The sequence below is a fragment of the Verrucomicrobium sp. BvORR106 genome, assembly GCF_000739655.1.
Taxonomy (GTDB): Bacteria; Verrucomicrobiota; Verrucomicrobiia; order Verrucomicrobiales; family Verrucomicrobiaceae; genus Verrucomicrobium.
In genome coordinates, this window is sequence record NZ_BATR01000104.1 from 138,332 (window position 1) to 153,064 (window position 14,733).

A 14,733-nucleotide genomic window follows, 5' to 3' on the forward strand; every position below is an offset into this window, starting at 1 on the left:
GATCCTCCCGAGCAAGTCCAACCCTACCCTACCCAAACCAACTCAACTTGTTATGAGCACGAACAAAGTAGAACCCGTACCCGCTGGCATGCATACCGTGACCCCGCACCTCATCTGTGATGGGGCGGCTGACGCGATTGAATTCTACAAGAAGGCCTTCGGTGCCACGGAGATCTGCCGCATGCCTTCGCCGGAAGGCAAGATCATGCACGCCGCGATCAACATCGGCGATTCCATGGTGATGCTGGTGGACCAGTATCCTGATTGGGGTTGCATGGGGCCGGCGGCCCTCAAGGGAGCCTCGGTGACGATTCACCTCCAGGTGGTGGATGCGGATGCCCTCTTCAAGCAGGCGGTGGACGCCGGTGCCAAGGTGATCATGCCGATCGAGGACGCCTTCTGGGGCGACCGCTATGGCAAAGTGGAAGATCCCTTTGGCCACCATTGGTCGATTGCCACCCACGTCCGAGACGTGTCTCCCGAGGAGATGCAGGAGGCCATGAAGGCCGGTTGTGGTGGCGAAGCCTGAGTGGCGGCCTTGTGATTCGTTCCGCATGCGGCATCTGGGGGAACCCGGTGCCGCATTTTGTTTCTGTTACATCTCCAGGTCCGGAAGCTGGGACTTCACCTCTTGCTCCATCTCGTGGCAGGACTTGGCGTAAACTCGCGCCCCCTTCTTCTGGATTCTCGATAGCAGCTTATGGCGTCTGCCTTCGAGCACTGAGCGGGTTGACTCATCGATCTCCTGTGTCTGGACGAAGACATCGAGGTCGTGCACCTTGCCAAGCAGCGAACTGAGTCGGCGGGTGCGGCGCAACCGGCGGGGATGCCCCAGCCACACGTACAGTGCCAGCGTCTGGTAGTAGTGGTCCTTCACGACCTTCCTCCACGTATGCAGGGCCTCGGTGCCGGTTTCGCTGTCACTTCTCTCAGATGCCTTGTGCCCCTTGCGATAGGTCTTGGCATATGCCTCGGCCACGGTTTCCCAGGAGAGGGAAAAAAGCCGCAGCCGTCCCAGTCGGTCAGTCAGGCTGGAGGCTTGCCGGGTGAGTTGCTCTTGGGTGGCCTTGGTGAGCACAGTCGCACGCACGGACTTACGACGGATTTTCCGCCCGGCTGCATCCTTCGGGCAGATGCCATCGTGGTCGAGAGACTCCAGGAGTTGAGACATGACCACCTGATCTCGCTGGGTGGCCACGATGCGTTTGAGATTCCGAATTGCACCTTTGAGGGGGGCGAACTGCTCCACCGACAAGGCAGGGCGGGCGAGGCGCAGGAGTGCCAGGAGCTTCTTCATGCGTTTGCGCAGCGCATGGATGGCGGTATCCGGATGGGCCTCTACGCGATGAGCGTCCTGCTCCGCCAGCGTGGCCATATGCACGAGGAGACGTTTCAACCACACCGCGGCTTCAGGAGCGGCGGCATGAGCTTTTTCAGAAGTAGAGCACCGGGCGATCACAGACGTGAGCGGCTTCATTGCCACAGCGCGGCCTCCAGATGCCGGGAGGTTAGCGGCCTTCCCGAGTCAGCAAAAACTGACGTCTCTGAATACGGGTGGCCCGTATGTGTGCCATCTCCTGAGCTTCGGTCAACTCCCAGCGTCTGTCAGAAACGCCAACTTGCCAGTGACAGGCGCGGATGAGCACCCGCTGTCCTTGGGGGTTGAACCACTCCAACAGCAGCATGTTTTTGAGCGTGGAGTTGTCGAAAACGAAACAGGGATGGCTTGGCCGGCAGCTTCTCTGCCAGAGCTGGCTCACTCGTCGAGAGGCGGACATCTCCCCGGCGGTTCCCGTCTGATGCGAGTGCATCGCGAGGGTGTCCTCGAGACTGGGCTCAGGGAAGGGATTGAAGAAACTGATCCGGCACCCGGCGATGTCGCGGAGGAAATTACCCCGGAGTTCAACGATCACGGGCTCTGAACATCCGATCACCCACAGCCGTCCCCGGATATGGTGTGGCACCTCATTGGAGAGGTAGCCGTGTGATACCGGATTGTTCAGGAGGATGTCCATTATAATAACTATAACGAAACAAAGACGTGTCGCAAGAGGAACTCTTAGCACATATTTAGCTTTGCATGCAAATGCAAATGGCTTCTCACGGGTTGCATGGTCCGGAAATTTGTTGGACACATGACTATCGAACTTTTCCGCTGAATTGGATGCCGCTCCCTCTGTCTCTTTCCATCATTTCTTGTAACGAAGAAGCCAACCTGGGCCGGTGCCTCGCCAGTGCGGCGGACCTTGCGGAGGAGATTGTGCTGGTGGACTCGGGTTCCAAGGACCGAACTCGGGAGATTGCGGAGTCCTACGGGGCGCGCGTGGTGCATCAGGACTGGCTGGGTCACCGGGATCAAAAGAACGTGGCGCTCGGGTTATGTACCTGCCCTTGGGTGCTGGCATTGGATTGCGATGAGGAGCTCTCACTGGAACTTCGGGCCAGCATTCTGGAGTTCTTCCAGTCGGGCGAGGCGGAGCGCTTTGACGGTGGCATCTGCAATCGCAAGGTCTGGTTCCTGGGGCGCTGGATCACGCACGGCGACTGGTACCCGGACCGCAAGCTGCGCTTGTTCAAGCGGGAAGGGGCCCGGTGGGCGGGCAGCCCCGAGCATGATTACATCGAACTGAGCGGCCCGACGCAGCATCTGAAGGGGGACCTGCATCACTTCTCCTTCCCCAACATGAGCCGCTACGTGGACAAGATCAACGGCTTCGCGGACGTGTTCCTCGAACGCCAGAAGGCAGGAGGCAAGCAGTGGTCTCTGGCCTCCAATGTCTTCCGTCCCTGGTGGCGGTTTGTGCGTGCGTATATCTTGCGCAGGGGATTTCTGGATGGCTTTCCGGGGTTCTGGATCGCGGTGGCCACGTCTTTCTTTGCATTTGTGCGCTACAGCCGGAAGTATGAGGACGAGGTGGGATCCCAACCGCCACCCCGCGAATAGCTCAACATGCGCATCGCTCTTATTTATCATCAGTTTATCCCGCGTGGTGGTCTGGAAGGCTATCTCATGGAGTTTGCCATGAGGCTGAAGGCGGCCGGGCATGAGCTGGACGTGGTGACGGGTGAGATCCATCCCACGCTGGAGAAAGAACTGGATGCCCAGGTTCACCGGGTGCCACTCCTGAGGGGGTCTCCATTGCTGCGCATGTGGCAGTTCGAGCGGGAGGCCGCCCGGCTTGCCGGAGAGCTTCCCGTTTCCGTCACCATCGGATTTGGACGCACCACTGCTCATGATCTGCACCGTGCGGGTGGAGGATGCCATGCCGTGTACTCGCGGCTGCTGCCGCCATGGAAGCGCTGGTCGCTGAAGAATCTCCTCGAACTCAAGCTGGAGCGGCAGCTCTACACTTCAGGACGGACCCGCCAGTTTGTGGTAAACTCCGCGCAGGTGGCGGTCCAGTTGCAGGAGATCTACGGCACACCTGCCGATCAGTTTCAGGTGATCCACACGGCAGTGGATACCACCCGCTTTCAGCCGGCGGCAGACCGGGCCGCGGCAAAGGCGGCCGTCTGCAAACAACTGGGGAGCGATCCCAAGCGGCCGGCGTTTCTGTTTGTTTCACTGAGCCATCGGCGCAAAGGGCTGGACCCTCTGCTGGAGGCCTGGCGCGGGGTGGAGGCGGATCTGTGGATCGTGGGCAAGCCGCTGAACGCCCACTACCGGTCCTTGATCGCGAGGCATGGTCTGGAGGGTCGGGTCAAAACCATGGCTCCGCAGTCGAATGTGGCCCTGATCTACCAGTCGGCCGACTGGTTCATCCACCCGACGCAGTATGATGCCTGCGCCAATACGGTGCTGCAAAGCATGGCCTGTGGACTCCCCGGTCTGATTTCCGTGCATGATGGGGTCATTGATTTGCTGGAGGACGGGCGCAATGGCCTGCTCCTGAGCCAGCCCGGGGATCCGGGTGCGATCCGCGCTGCCGTAGGGCGGGCCATGGAGCTGGGTGAAGATGGGCGCAGGGTGATGGGGGAGGCCGCGCGGGAGACGGTGGTACCGCTCACCTGGGAGGCCCATTTGCGAAAGTGGATGCTGCTGATTGAAAAAATGGGCTAGGTACCAGATGTTGGGTCGGGGGTGACGATCTTGTCACACTCGGAGGTTTGTTGAGCTCGACGAATCCGTCACATTCAAGGGGATACCCCAACACTCCTATGTCTGACAAATCACTCATTCTCATCGCGGACGACGAAGAAGATGTTCGCGAACTCGTCGGGATGAATCTCCGACGGGCTGGATATGACACTGTCGAGGCGGCGGACGGGCTGCAGACGCTGGCCCAAGTAAGAAGACGCAAGCCGGATGCCATCGTGCTAGACGTGATGATGCCAGGCCGGGATGGCTTTGGCGTCTGCCAGGAACTGCGGGAGGATGAAAATACCCGGCACATTCCTGTGATCATGCTCACAGCCAAGGGGCAAACGCAGGACCGCATCGCTGGTCTGGAGCGTGGTGCGGATGACTACCTTTCCAAGCCCTTCAGCCCCAAAGAGCTGGTGCTGCGGGTGCAGGCGCTGCTGCGCCGGGCCGCTACGGTGGTCTCCGGGTCCGAGCTGAAAGAGGGGCCCTTCGAATTTGACCTCTCCGGAGTGAAGCTGAATCTGGGGGGGCAACCCATGGATTTGACACTTCTGGAGTTCAAGCTGCTGCATCTGCTCGCCAGCCGGAAGGGCGAGGTGGTGGAGCGCGACTTCATTCTGCGTGAAGTGTGGGGATACACCGAGCAAGTGCGCACCCGCACGCTCGACACCCACGTGAAGCGCTTGCGTGAAAAGCTGGGCGAGCATGCTGAGTGGCTGCAGACGTCTCGTGGCTTCGGCTACATCTTCAAGGAACCTTCGCCTGTGGCGGTTGCCGTTTAGATTCGGTTTCGCATCGTGGCACCCCGGCCTTTATCGTTCAAATGACCGCTTTTGCTATCGGGGTGCTGTTTACGTTGGTGGTGTGCAGCTGGCTATGGCTGCGATCTCGGATTCACGTGCGTGAGCTGGAAGCAGACCTGATGAAGAAGCTGAAGGTGGAAGAGAGCTTTGTGCAGCGAAATCAACGCCGGGCGGAAATGCTGCACCAGCTGGTGGACGGCATTGACGATGGATTGTTCATCGTCAGCCCCGAGCTCAAAGTTATTTTCGTGAACCGCGGTGCCATGCGGTTCTTTCAGCCGGTGTCAGAGCCGGTGGGGCGCACTCTGCTGGAGTGCGTGCGGGATCACCGCATCGTGGAACTAGTGGCCACCGCTGCCGAAAAGGGAACACGGGTGAAGGAGGAGTTCCTGGTGGCCATGAGCGGCCAGGCCAAGACGATCGAGGATCGTGTGTACTCTGTGGAAGTGCTTTCCCTGCGGGCCACGATGCCAACCGAAATGGACGGCGCGCTTCTCATGGTGCTACGGGATGAGACTGACAAGCATGCGCTGGAGAAGATCCGCAAGGATTTCGTGGCGAATGCCTCTCATGAACTGCGTACGCCGCTGTCCATCATCAATGGGTATCTCGAGAACCTGGTGGAAGGCGATATCGAGACACCAGAAGAGGCGAAGCGTGCCTACATGGTGATGAAGAAGCATGGCGACCGCCTGGCTTCCACGGTGGAAGATCTGCTGGTCATCAGCCGCATGGAGTCGGGTGAGCACGATGCCGTGCGTGCGGAGGAGTTCGACTTCCGTGCCTGCGCGCAGGACGTGGTGCATCGCCTCAGCCCGGTGATTCAGAGTAAAGATGCCAGTGTGACGCTGGATATGGAGGAGGGCTCCGCAGTGATCTCCGGCGACCGCTACTACTGGGACCAGATCCTCTTCAATCTGGTGAGCAACGCCCTCAAGGAAAACCTGGCAAAGGGCTTGGAGGTTGTGATCCGACTTCGCCAGGAGGCGGAGTCGTCGGAGATTCAGGTGCGGGACAACGGCGTGGGCATTCCGCATGCTGATCTGCCGTTTGTCTTCAAGCGCTTCTATCGGGTGGCTCGCCACCATTCCCAGGAGATCAAGGGGACGGGGCTGGGGCTTTCCATTGTGAAACGGGCTGTGGAAGCCCATCGTGGCACCATCACGCTGCACAGCCGTCCTGGCATCGAGACTGTCTTCACCATTCGCATCCCGCGCAAAGGCGGGGACTTGCTGGTCACGGAAGAGACCCAGTCAGCTGTTCCTCAGCTGCTGTCCGCCGATTGAGCGTGGTTCAAGGTATCGAGACTCAGGGGCGGGCTGGGAAGCCCGTAGGTTCATCCACCTTCCTATGAAGGTGGATTCAGAGCGGCCCAGATCACCGTGACTTGCCGCCGCGGATCTTCTCCCAGGCCGCACTGGGCAGCGGAGCGTAGCCGTAGAACTCTGCGGGGCTGCCCGGCTTGGGCAGGGGAAAGTCGAAGACGCTGACCCCGTTCTGACGTTCGCCATCGAAGGAGCGGCCGTCGCTGGCGCCAAAGATGACAGGCTTGCCGTTCTCCTTGCGCTTCCCGAGGTAGATCATCACGTGAGTGACTGGCGTGGAGCGGGGAGCATTGCTCTCATAGGTCCCGGTCCAGAAAAGCAGATCTCCGGGCTTCATCGCGGAGAAGGCCGGGTCCTTGAGATTCCCGACGTGCTCGGTCCGGTAGAGCATGCTCTGGCGCATGGTCCAGTCGCAGACTTCGCTGGACTGGCGGGGTACGTCAGAGACGCCCAGCTTGTGCAGCAGGTGGTAAATGGTGCCAGAGCAGTCCATGCCTCCAGATTTGGGATCCGAAGAGCCGAACTGGTAGCGCAGATTCAGCTTGGTGAGGGCCAGTGCCTCGGTGACCAGAGTCTGCAGAGGGGCTGGATAGCCGTCGTACCCCTCGATCTCATCGGGCGAAAGGGTGGCGACGTGGGCCGCCTTGGCCGATCCAGCAGGTTTGATGACGGTGGACAACGACTCCTCAGGCTCCGCGACCTTGGCCCGCGGGGCCGCGGTGGGCAGGGGAGGAATGGGGAGGGTGTTGCTGGCGGAATCCTGGGCACGCAGGACCGGGGCGGATAGCAGACCGGCCAGCAGGCATGCCAGGCAGGTGGAAGGCGTCACGGGGTGCATGCGTGGATGCTACCAGACGATTTCAAATGGCTCAAGCCGTCACTTCCTTCTGCGCAAGCAGATGGGTGAAGGGATTGGGGGCCACGAGGTTGTACTGCCGGATCGCGAGCCGCCAGAACGGTGCGAGGTTCTCATCCGCCGCCGACCAGAGCTGGTAGTGCAGGTGGGTGACCGAATCCTGATCGTAGAGCACCGCCACGAGCTCCTTGGAGCTCAGCGAATTGGGCCCTTGGGCGACCAGCTTCTGCGCCAGGTAGGCGAAGTACTCCCGGGAGTGGTGCGGGTGCTTCCTGCGACGCAGCAGGCTCACGTGCAGACCGTTCACGTAGGGATCCAGGCAGACTTGGATGAGACCGTAGCGCTGCTCCATTTCGGGCTGCATCTTCGGGCGGTCCTTCACCTCCTTGAGGTGCTGGTTCAGCGCCTGAAGCACCGGCGGCGGGTGCAGTTCCTCAGGGGTGAGGAACAGGCCAAACCGCTGAAGGGAGCGGTTGCTGGAGGTCATGATGGCAAAGGGAATGGCCACCACCAGGGCGAGCAGCACAGGGCTGATCCAGAGGAGGAAGTTCGAAGAGATGAAAAAGGCCAGGACTCCCCAGGCGACGCCGAGGATGGAAGTGCCCCCGAAGGTGAGAATTGGTTCCCGCCAGTCGATGCCGGAGCCCAGCTTGCGGCGCTGGGCCACCCAGCTGACGCCTTGGCCCAGGATGGTCTTCATCACAAACTTGCTGTGGAAGATCATCATCACGGGGGCCATGAACGTGAAGAGCAGCGTATCAAGCAGGCTGCTGAAGGCAGTCAGCATGCGAAGACGGAAGGGTTTGAACATGCGCCCCGTGACCACTTCATCCATGACGATAACGGTCTTCGGCAGGAAGATGAACATGAGCGTAAGCAGGAGAAGGAGCTGACCGGCAAAGCTGGCCTGCTGCCCCATCACCCCCTCACCCATGCCAGCCATGATCGTGCCCAGCACCAGGAAGATCAGCCACAGCGGGGAGCTCACATAGCTCATGATGCCGTGGAAGAAGTTCAGCCGGCTGATCGGATGCCAGCCGCGGGCGAAAAGCAGCCAGAAGTGCTGCATGTTGCCCAGGCACCAGCGGCGGTCACGCTTGAGCATGTCGATGAGCGTGGGAGGGCCCTCCTCATAGCTGCCGTGGTCTGTGGGGATCAGCCGTACGGCATACCCAGCTTTTCGCATGAGCGCGGCTTCCACGAAGTCGTGACTCATGATGTGCCCGCCAAAGGGAACCTTGGCCGGCAGCGGCGGTAGGGCACAGTATTCGATGAAAGGGGCGAGACGGATGATGGCATTGTGGCCCCAGAAGTTGGCCTCACCACACTGCCAGTAGTTGAGCCCCGCGATGAAGGCCGGGCCGTAGAGCGCCTGCGCGAACTGCATGACACGGCCCAGGAAGGTGTCCGCTCCGATCTGTTTGGGAAAGGTCTGAAGAATGCCCACGCCAGGGTTCTTCTCCATGATGCGGACCATGTTCACCATGAGTGAGCCACTCATGACGCTGTCCGCGTCGAACACGATCATGTAACGGTAGCGCTTGCCCCAGCGCCGGCAGAAGTCGCTCACGTTGCCGCTCTTGCGGTTGATGGGCGTGCGTCGCTTGCGGTAGAAGATGCGGCCGAAGGCGTTGAGTTGGCGGCAGAGCTCCAGCCACCCCGTTTCCTCCTCGATCCACTTGTTGGAATCGTCGGAGTCGCTCAGGATGAAAAAGTCGAAATGCTCGAGCTTGCCGGTCTTGTTCAGCGAGTTGTAAACCGCACGAAGGCCTTCAAAGACGCGGGTGACGTCTTCGTTGTACACCGGGATGATGATGGCCGTGGTGGCGTGCAGCGGAGCATCAAGGTCGTCCTTGGTGATGGTGCGGAAGAGGTCAACGGGATCCGGTTTGGCCCGGTTCATGATCCACACCCCAATCAAGGCCGTCCAGAAGCCGACGTTGAGCTGGTAGTAGAGGGGGATGAAGACCAGGATGATGCCCACTTCATACCAGGCCATGCCATCCACCTGCAGCATGAGAAACAGCAGCCAGATGCCGATGACGGTGCCCAGAAATACGAACGAGAAGAACGTGGCCCGACGCATCCGTGAAGTCGTGACGGAGGGCAACCCTGCATGAGATGCAAGCTGCGCGGTGCGGCTACCCATGGGTGGGTGAACGGCGGGGGTACTCATTTGTCAATGGTCAACCGGTAAACTGCTGTAAGGACGGCGGCCACAAACAACAACAACACGAAATAGCGGACGAAGGCGAAGGGGCGACGGTCGGTCTCATCTTCCTCCTCATCACCGAACAACCCGAGGTCGATGGCGCGAGGAGTCATCTTGGAGACCTGGAGACGGGGGCCAGAGGCCCGGATGGCGGAGCGCATGGCTTCGGCCATATCGGGCGGGAGGTTGTCCCGATCGATGAAGAAATGGGGCCAGCGGGTGGGCCCATCGCAAAGGTGGAAGCCGAGGCGGCCTGAACCTTCGATCTGGGACTCCGTCAATTCCATGCCTTCATAGATCTGCCCCAGCCACTCACGCAGCATGAGACGAGCCTGCTCGATGGCATGGGCGGTCGGAGTCCGTTTGGGGTCAGCCTCGTGGGCATCTGCCGCACGGCGCAGCGTTTCCAGAATGAGCTGTGTCCTCCGAATGCGATTGTGCAGGCGGAAGGACCGGAAGTAGTCAGCCAGCCGGGCGTAGGCCTCGTTCCATTCCTCCTCCGAGCCCGTCTTGGGCGCGAAGTGGATGGTGACGGCCTCCATCGGGAGGGCGGATTGAAGATCAGATAGCGACATGGAAGAACGGGACCGCGGGCCGGAAAGGTGATACTGACGCAAACCCGCGGCAACTTATTCTACTATCGACGCCATTGGTAGTTCCAGCGCTCGGAAATGGGATTTTTGTCGTCGAGCAGGTCAGAAGTGATTTCCAGCAACTTGGTGGCGGGCGGAATATCGAGCTTGAAGAACGCACGCCAGCCGCCGGTTTCCGGGTTGGCCATCACCCGCTTGTCCAACACCTTTGCATCTCCCTGAATATTGACCGCGACGTCCGGCACCCAGCCCGCAGGCTTGTTGGCAGGTACGGGACCTCTTGTGAAGTCCAGGACGAACACGAAGTCGTTCGGGATCTCCGTGGTGGCGACACCTTCACCCCAGCGGGTGGCGGTGACCTTGGCCAGGCCGTGCTCGTGTTCCTTCAGCCAGTTGAGCTTGTAGGCAAACCGAAGCGGTTCTGTGGAGGTGGGGAAAATGTCTGGTTCCCAGAGGGTGACCACGTTGTCCCAAGTCTCTTCACCGGTGGGGATTTCAATCAAGTGCAGCTTGCCGCGGCCGAAGCCTTCGATGGGCTCCACCCACACGGCAACGCGCTCGTGGTAACGGGCCTCAAGGTCTTCGAAGTTCTTGAACTCGCGGTCACGCTTCTGCAGACCGAAGCCTTTGATACCTTCGATGGCGAAAACGCTGTGGCGAAGTTCCCGTCCGTTGTCCAAGGGACGCCAGAGAGTGGGCGCGTGGGCTTGCTCGATGAGCAGCCCGTCGGAGTCGTGCACTTCAGGGCGGAAGTCGAGTGGCTTGGGGTGCGTGTTCTCCCCGTACCAGAACATGCTGGAGAAAGGAGCCAGACCCAGAAGCTTCACTACCTTGCGTAGGAAGATGGAGCCACTGATGCGCATGACGGTGGTTTCACCGGGCTCGATTTCAAACTCGTAGGCTCCGGTCACGCTGGGGCCATTCAGCAGGGCGTAGAAGTGGAACACCTTGTCACCCGGTTTAGGGGTGAGGAACCAGAAGTGGGTGAAGTCAGGGAACTCCTCGGGCTCGCCCCCTACGGTGTTGATGGCCAGACCGCGGGCGGAGAGGCCCCAGCCCTGCTTGGAGGTGACGGCGCGGAAGTAGCTGGCTCCCATGAACACCATGAACTCAAAACGCTTGTCGAGCAGCGTGTCCGGAGCCAGGAGGCGCATGCCGCTGTAGCCGTTCGGATAGATCGCCTGATCGGGAACCTTCAGATCGCCATAGTTGAAGAGCGTTTTGTCGAAGGGGATGAAGGTGGGCTGGCCGCCGTCAATCTGGAAGTATTCGACGGGTTTCCGGAACATCCAACCGGGATGGAAAAACTCCACCTTGTAGGAATGGTCCACATCGCCATAGAGCGCCTTGTCAGGCTTGAACCGAATTTGACGGTGGCCGTCATACTTCAGGCTCTCGAAAAACGGATCCAGTTTCATGGTCGGAGCCACATAGGGCTTCTGAGCCAACTGGGATGCGTAGGCCTCGAGGTCGAGGTAGGTGCGAATGGGTGGGATGCCCGCCACGGGCGATGGAGCAACCTCCACGGGGACGGCTGGCGCTGGCGCTGGCGCCGGAGCGGGTGCTGGCGCAGGTGTAGGCGCCGGAGCCGGGTTGTTGGGTACGGCTTGCGGGGCGGGCGCAGGCGCTGGAGAGGGTGCCGGTGCGGGAGTTTGCGCCACGGCGGGCAGCGACAAGACCAACGAGCACAGACCTGCGAGAGTGTAACGGCGATGCATAGTGCGATGCTTCACAGAAAAAGGTGCGGAAGCGCGGCAAGAATGCCGCGACTTCCATTTCCGTCAAGCGTTGCGCGTGCCATGTTCAAAATGGAATATGCTGTGCAGGTTGCGGCAGACGGTTGCCGCGCTTAATTGCTATACACAAGCTAATGAATTCAGTGTTCATCATGGCAAGGGATGCTGGCAACTCACGGGGCGAGGGGGCCTGTTTTGAGGCATGAACGTGGCGGGCGCAGAGCGTCGGTGGGCGACTGAGTTTGTCCAGATGTTCAGGGGCATACTCCTGGCCCTTCCGGTCGCCTTGCTGGCTGGCAGTGCGAGTGCCTTGTTTCTCCAAGCGCTGGACTGGGTCACTGCCTTGCAATGGGCTCACCCCCGGCTGCTTTGGGGGTTGCCAGCGGGAGGGCTGCTGGTGGGGGTGCTCTATCACTTTTGGGGGCGGGGTTCGGACAAGGGAAACAATCTGATCCTGGAGGAGATCCATACTCCTGGGGGAGGCGTGCCAGCCCGCATGGCTCCTTTGGTGCTCGTTGGAACCCTGGTCACTCACTTGTTCGGTGGCTCAGCGGGCCGGGAGGGGACGGCGGTGCAGATGGGAGGAAGTCTGGCTTCTCTGTTGTCCCGCTGGTTTCGACTGGGGCCAGCCCCGCGTCGGATGATGCTGATGTGTGGCGTTTCAGCGGGGTTCGGCTCCGTTTTTGGCACGCCGTTGGCCGGGGCGGTCTTTGCCATGGAGGTGCTGGTGGTGGGCCGGGTGCAATATGATGCATTGGTCCCGGTGCTGGTCGCCAGCATCGTGGGGGATGCCACCTGTGCCGCCTGGGGTGTGCATCACACGATTTATCATCTGGATGTCGCGCCCGGGTCCGGCAGCCATGCCGCATTCAATGCGCTCTTGCTCTTGAAGGTGGCTGGTGCGGCCATTTGTTTTGGTCTGGCGAGCCGCCTGTTTTCAGAAGTGACACACGGGCTGCAGCGTGGCTTTGCCAGGATACTGCCTTTTGCTCCGCTTCGTCCGGTGCTGGGGGGGGGGTGGTGATCGGCTTAGTGTTTCTCTGTGGGACCCGGGATTTTCTTGGGTTGGGGGTGCATGCTCCGCCCGGTGGGGCGGTGTCCATCTTGTCCTCGTTTGAACCAGGCGGGGCATCCGGCTGGAGCTGGCTGGGGAAGCTAGTGTTCACCGGAGTGACCTTGGCCAGTGGATTTAAAGGGGGCGAGGTGACGCCGCTTTTTTATGTGGGGGCGACGCTGGGAAATGCACTGGGAGCGCTGCTCAATGAGCCTGTGGGCCTGTTTGCGGCACTCGGTTTCATTGCCATCTTTGCGGGGGCGGCAAACACGCCGCTGGCCTGCACCCTCATGGGTGTGGAGCTGTTTGGGGCGCACTATGCCGTCTATTTTGCCGTCGCCTGTTTTGTGGCATTCGTCTCCAGCGGGCATTCGGGCATCTACCTGTCGCAACGCATGGCGACGGGAAAGGGATCCCTGCCGGGGGACATGGGCAAGAGCGGGGTGAGCTTGCGCGATTGGAACAAGCCGCCGCCACCCCAGGGCTGAGGAAAGCAGTTGCCGCGAACCAGGGTCTGGCGTTGCGAAGGAGACTGAAGAAGATACAAAAACGGCCCGGTTCAAGGAACCGGGCCGACAAGATTCTGGTGCGGGCTCTGATGAGCCACGGGGGTGATGAGGGCTATTTCAGCGCGGCGATGCGGCGGCAGACTTCCTCCACATTGGCGCGGCTGTTGAAGGCGCTGATGCGGAAGTAACCTTCACCGGCGCTGCCGAAGCCGCTGCCAGGAGTGATCACGACGTTCGCTTCGTTGAGCATCTTGTCGAACATCTGCCAGCTGGTGAGGCCAGCAGGGCAGCCGACCCAAACGTAGGGGGCGTTGACCCCGCCGAACACCGGAAGTCCGGCGTTTTTGCATGCTTCGACGAGCAGGGCGGCATTACCCATATAGTGCTCGATGAGCGCCTTGGTTTGAGTCTTGCCTTCAGCGGAGTAGAGAGCCTCTGCACCCTTCTGCACAATGTAGCTGGCACCATTGAACTTGGTGCTGTGGCGGCGGGACCACAGAGGGTGCAGTGCCAGGGCTTCGCCATTCTTCTTGCGGCCCATGAGGGACTTGGGAATCACCACGTAGGCGCAGCGCACGCCGGTGAATCCGCCGTTCTTGGAGAAGCTGCGGAACTCAATGGCGCAGTCGCGGGCTCCTTCGATTTCAAAGATCGAATGGGGAATGGCAGGGTCTTGGATAAAGGCCTCGTAAGCGGCATCATAGAACAGCACGGAGCCGTTCTCGCGGGCGTACTTCACCCATGCCTCAAGCTGGGCGCGTGTGGCGACAGCACCCGTAGGGTTGTTGGGATAGCAAAGATAAATCAGGTCCGCTTTCTCCTGGGGGATATCCGGCACAAACCCGTTCTCGGGCGTGCACTTGAGGTACACAAGACCGGCGTAGGCGCCGTTTTCGTCTGCCTCGCCAGTGTTGCCGATCATCACGTTGGTGTCCACGTACACGGGGTACACGGGGTCAGTGATGGCGATCGTGTTGCCCTGGCCAAAGATGTCCAGAATGTTGCCGGTGTCGCACTTGCTGCCATCACTGATGAAGATTTCATCGGCCTCGATCTGCAGACCGCGGGCCTTGTAGTCGTTGTCGGCAATGGCGTTGCGCAGGAAGTCGTAGCCCTGTTCCGGACCGTAGCCCTTGAAGGTGGAGCGGTTGCCAAGTTCATCCACCGCCTCGTGCATGGCGTAGCGAACGGCCTCAGGAAGGGCCTCGGTCACGTCACCGATACCGCAGCGGATGAGGCGCTTGGCGGCCTCAGGATTGCCCTCAGTGAAGGCTTTGACGCGGCGTGCGATTTCCGGGAAAAGGTAACCAGCCTTGAGCTTGAGGTAGTTTTCGTTGATGAGGGCCATGACGTGAACGGGTGATAGAGGGGAGTGAGGATAGCGAAGGTTGGGGGAATGCCAAGTGATTCTAAAAAGGGAAGGGAGGAGGGGGAGTTTCGAAACTTCAAAAACCAAAATTCAAACTTCAAAGGGGTGCGCGAGAGTCAGGGATCAATTGCGCGATGCGCTCTCCCTACAGTCTCCTAGGGTGATTGAATGTTGGGCCGGGCCGGGCCGGAA

Annotated in this window: 14 protein-coding genes; 7 read left to right on the forward strand and 7 right to left on the reverse strand. The window is 60.4% G+C overall.

Translation table 11 applies throughout. The annotated features are described in order from the left end of the window. The first annotated feature begins 52 nt into the window (after window positions 1–52). Window positions 53–529, forward strand: coding sequence for a VOC family protein (locus BV106_RS18830; RefSeq protein WP_038167184.1), 477 nt, complete (start codon window positions 53–55; stop codon window positions 527–529). A 66-nt stretch (window positions 530–595) separates the two neighbouring features. Here the strand turns inward: BV106_RS18830 and BV106_RS18835 are convergent, their stop codons facing one another. Together BV106_RS18835 and BV106_RS18840 are read right to left on the reverse strand one after the other, a co-directional pair. Continuing rightward, a complete protein-coding gene (locus tag BV106_RS18835) occupies window positions 596–1,477 on the reverse strand; it encodes a CHAD domain-containing protein (RefSeq protein WP_038167186.1) in 882 nt (293 codons plus the stop codon). A gap of 31 nt (window positions 1,478–1,508) precedes the next feature. Next, complete coding sequence (locus BV106_RS18840) at window positions 1,509–2,015, reverse strand: hypothetical protein (protein WP_009961020.1); 507 nt, start codon at window positions 2,013–2,015, stop codon at window positions 1,509–1,511. A gap of 149 nt (window positions 2,016–2,164) precedes the next feature. Between BV106_RS18840 and BV106_RS18845 the strand changes: the two genes are divergently transcribed. The 4 genes from BV106_RS18845 (at window position 2,165) to BV106_RS18860 (ending at window position 6,173) form a co-directional block, all read left to right on the forward strand. Further along, on the forward strand, window positions 2,165–2,944 hold the full coding sequence (locus tag BV106_RS18845) for a glycosyltransferase family 2 protein (protein ID WP_038167187.1): 780 nt from the start codon (window positions 2,165–2,167) through the stop codon (window positions 2,942–2,944). Window positions 2,945–2,950: 6 nt separating this feature from the next. After that, entirely contained in the window at window positions 2,951–4,060 is a 1,110-nt protein-coding gene (locus BV106_RS18850) for a glycosyltransferase family 4 protein (RefSeq protein ID WP_038167189.1), read from the forward strand. A 98-nt stretch (window positions 4,061–4,158) separates the two neighbouring features. Then, on the forward strand, window positions 4,159–4,866 hold the full coding sequence (locus BV106_RS18855) for a response regulator transcription factor (RefSeq protein ID WP_038167190.1): 708 nt from the start codon (window positions 4,159–4,161) through the stop codon (window positions 4,864–4,866). 41 nt (window positions 4,867–4,907) lie between these two features. Next, window positions 4,908–6,173: an ATP-binding protein gene (locus tag BV106_RS18860; protein WP_038167191.1), complete on the forward strand. Its 1,266-nt coding sequence runs from the start codon at window positions 4,908–4,910 to the stop codon at window positions 6,171–6,173. Window positions 6,174–6,264: 91 nt separating this feature from the next. Here BV106_RS18860 and BV106_RS35860 read toward each other — a convergent pair whose 3' ends face one another. The 4 genes from BV106_RS35860 to BV106_RS18880 form a co-directional block, all read right to left on the reverse strand. Further along, on the reverse strand, window positions 6,265–7,041 hold the full coding sequence (locus BV106_RS35860; protein WP_265595833.1) for an NlpC/P60 family protein: 777 nt from the start codon (window positions 7,039–7,041) through the stop codon (window positions 6,265–6,267). Window positions 7,042–7,081: 40 nt separating this feature from the next. Next, window positions 7,082–9,217, reverse strand: a complete 2,136-nt coding sequence (mdoH, locus tag BV106_RS18870; protein ID WP_063767961.1) for a glucans biosynthesis glucosyltransferase MdoH — start codon at window positions 9,215–9,217, stop codon at window positions 7,082–7,084. A gap of 23 nt (window positions 9,218–9,240) precedes the next feature. Then, window positions 9,241–9,855, reverse strand: coding sequence for a hypothetical protein (locus BV106_RS18875; protein ID WP_265595834.1), 615 nt, complete (start codon window positions 9,853–9,855; stop codon window positions 9,241–9,243). A gap of 62 nt (window positions 9,856–9,917) precedes the next feature. Continuing rightward, window positions 9,918–11,591 carry a glucan biosynthesis protein G gene (locus BV106_RS18880; protein WP_265595835.1) on the reverse strand — a complete coding sequence of 558 codons (1,674 nt, stop codon included), beginning with the start codon at window positions 11,589–11,591 and terminating at the stop codon, window positions 9,918–9,920. A gap of 220 nt (window positions 11,592–11,811) precedes the next feature. Between BV106_RS18880 and BV106_RS38665 the strand changes: the two genes are divergently transcribed. Together BV106_RS38665 and BV106_RS38670 are read left to right on the forward strand one after the other, a co-directional pair. Further along, a complete protein-coding gene (locus tag BV106_RS38665) occupies window positions 11,812–12,633 on the forward strand; it encodes a chloride channel protein (protein WP_265595836.1) in 822 nt (273 codons plus the stop codon). A gap of 47 nt (window positions 12,634–12,680) precedes the next feature. Continuing rightward, window positions 12,681–13,151 (forward strand): chloride channel protein, encoded by a 471-nt coding sequence (locus BV106_RS38670; protein ID WP_343123378.1) that lies wholly within the window; start codon window positions 12,681–12,683, stop codon window positions 13,149–13,151. 133 nt (window positions 13,152–13,284) lie between these two features. Here the strand turns inward: BV106_RS38670 and BV106_RS18890 are convergent, their stop codons facing one another. After that, window positions 13,285–14,520 carry an LL-diaminopimelate aminotransferase gene (locus BV106_RS18890; RefSeq protein ID WP_038167193.1) on the reverse strand — a complete coding sequence of 412 codons (1,236 nt, stop codon included), beginning with the start codon at window positions 14,518–14,520 and terminating at the stop codon, window positions 13,285–13,287. Between the last annotated feature and the right edge of the window lie 213 nt (window positions 14,521–14,733).

Excerpts from the sequence above, each read along its gene's own strand:
- BV106_RS18850 (WP_038167189.1), top strand. The coding sequence starts at position 2,951 with ATGCGCATCGCTCTTATTTATCATCAGTTTATCCCGCGTGGTGGTCTG.
- BV106_RS18830 (WP_038167184.1), top strand. The coding sequence starts at position 53 with ATGAGCACGAACAAAGTAGAACCCGTACCCGCTGGCATGCATACCGTG.
- BV106_RS18890 (WP_038167193.1), bottom strand. The coding sequence starts at position 14,520 with ATGGCCCTCATCAACGAAAACTACCTCAAGCTCAAGGCTGGTTACCTT.
- BV106_RS18880 (WP_265595835.1), bottom strand. The coding sequence starts at position 11,591 with ATGCATCGCCGTTACACTCTCGCAGGTCTGTGCTCGTTGGTCTTGTCG.
- BV106_RS18845 (WP_038167187.1), top strand. The coding sequence starts at position 2,165 with ATGCCGCTCCCTCTGTCTCTTTCCATCATTTCTTGTAACGAAGAAGCC.
- BV106_RS38665 (WP_265595836.1), top strand. The coding sequence starts at position 11,812 with ATGAACGTGGCGGGCGCAGAGCGTCGGTGGGCGACTGAGTTTGTCCAG.
- BV106_RS18855 (WP_038167190.1), top strand. The coding sequence starts at position 4,159 with ATGTCTGACAAATCACTCATTCTCATCGCGGACGACGAAGAAGATGTT.
- BV106_RS18860 (WP_038167191.1), top strand. The coding sequence starts at position 4,908 with ATGACCGCTTTTGCTATCGGGGTGCTGTTTACGTTGGTGGTGTGCAGC.
- mdoH (WP_063767961.1), bottom strand. The coding sequence starts at position 9,217 with ATGGGTAGCCGCACCGCGCAGCTTGCATCTCATGCAGGGTTGCCCTCC.
- BV106_RS18835 (WP_038167186.1), bottom strand. The coding sequence starts at position 1,477 with ATGAAGCCGCTCACGTCTGTGATCGCCCGGTGCTCTACTTCTGAAAAA.
- BV106_RS18840 (WP_009961020.1), bottom strand. The coding sequence starts at position 2,015 with ATGGACATCCTCCTGAACAATCCGGTATCACACGGCTACCTCTCCAAT.
- BV106_RS18875 (WP_265595834.1), bottom strand. The coding sequence starts at position 9,855 with ATGTCGCTATCTGATCTTCAATCCGCCCTCCCGATGGAGGCCGTCACC.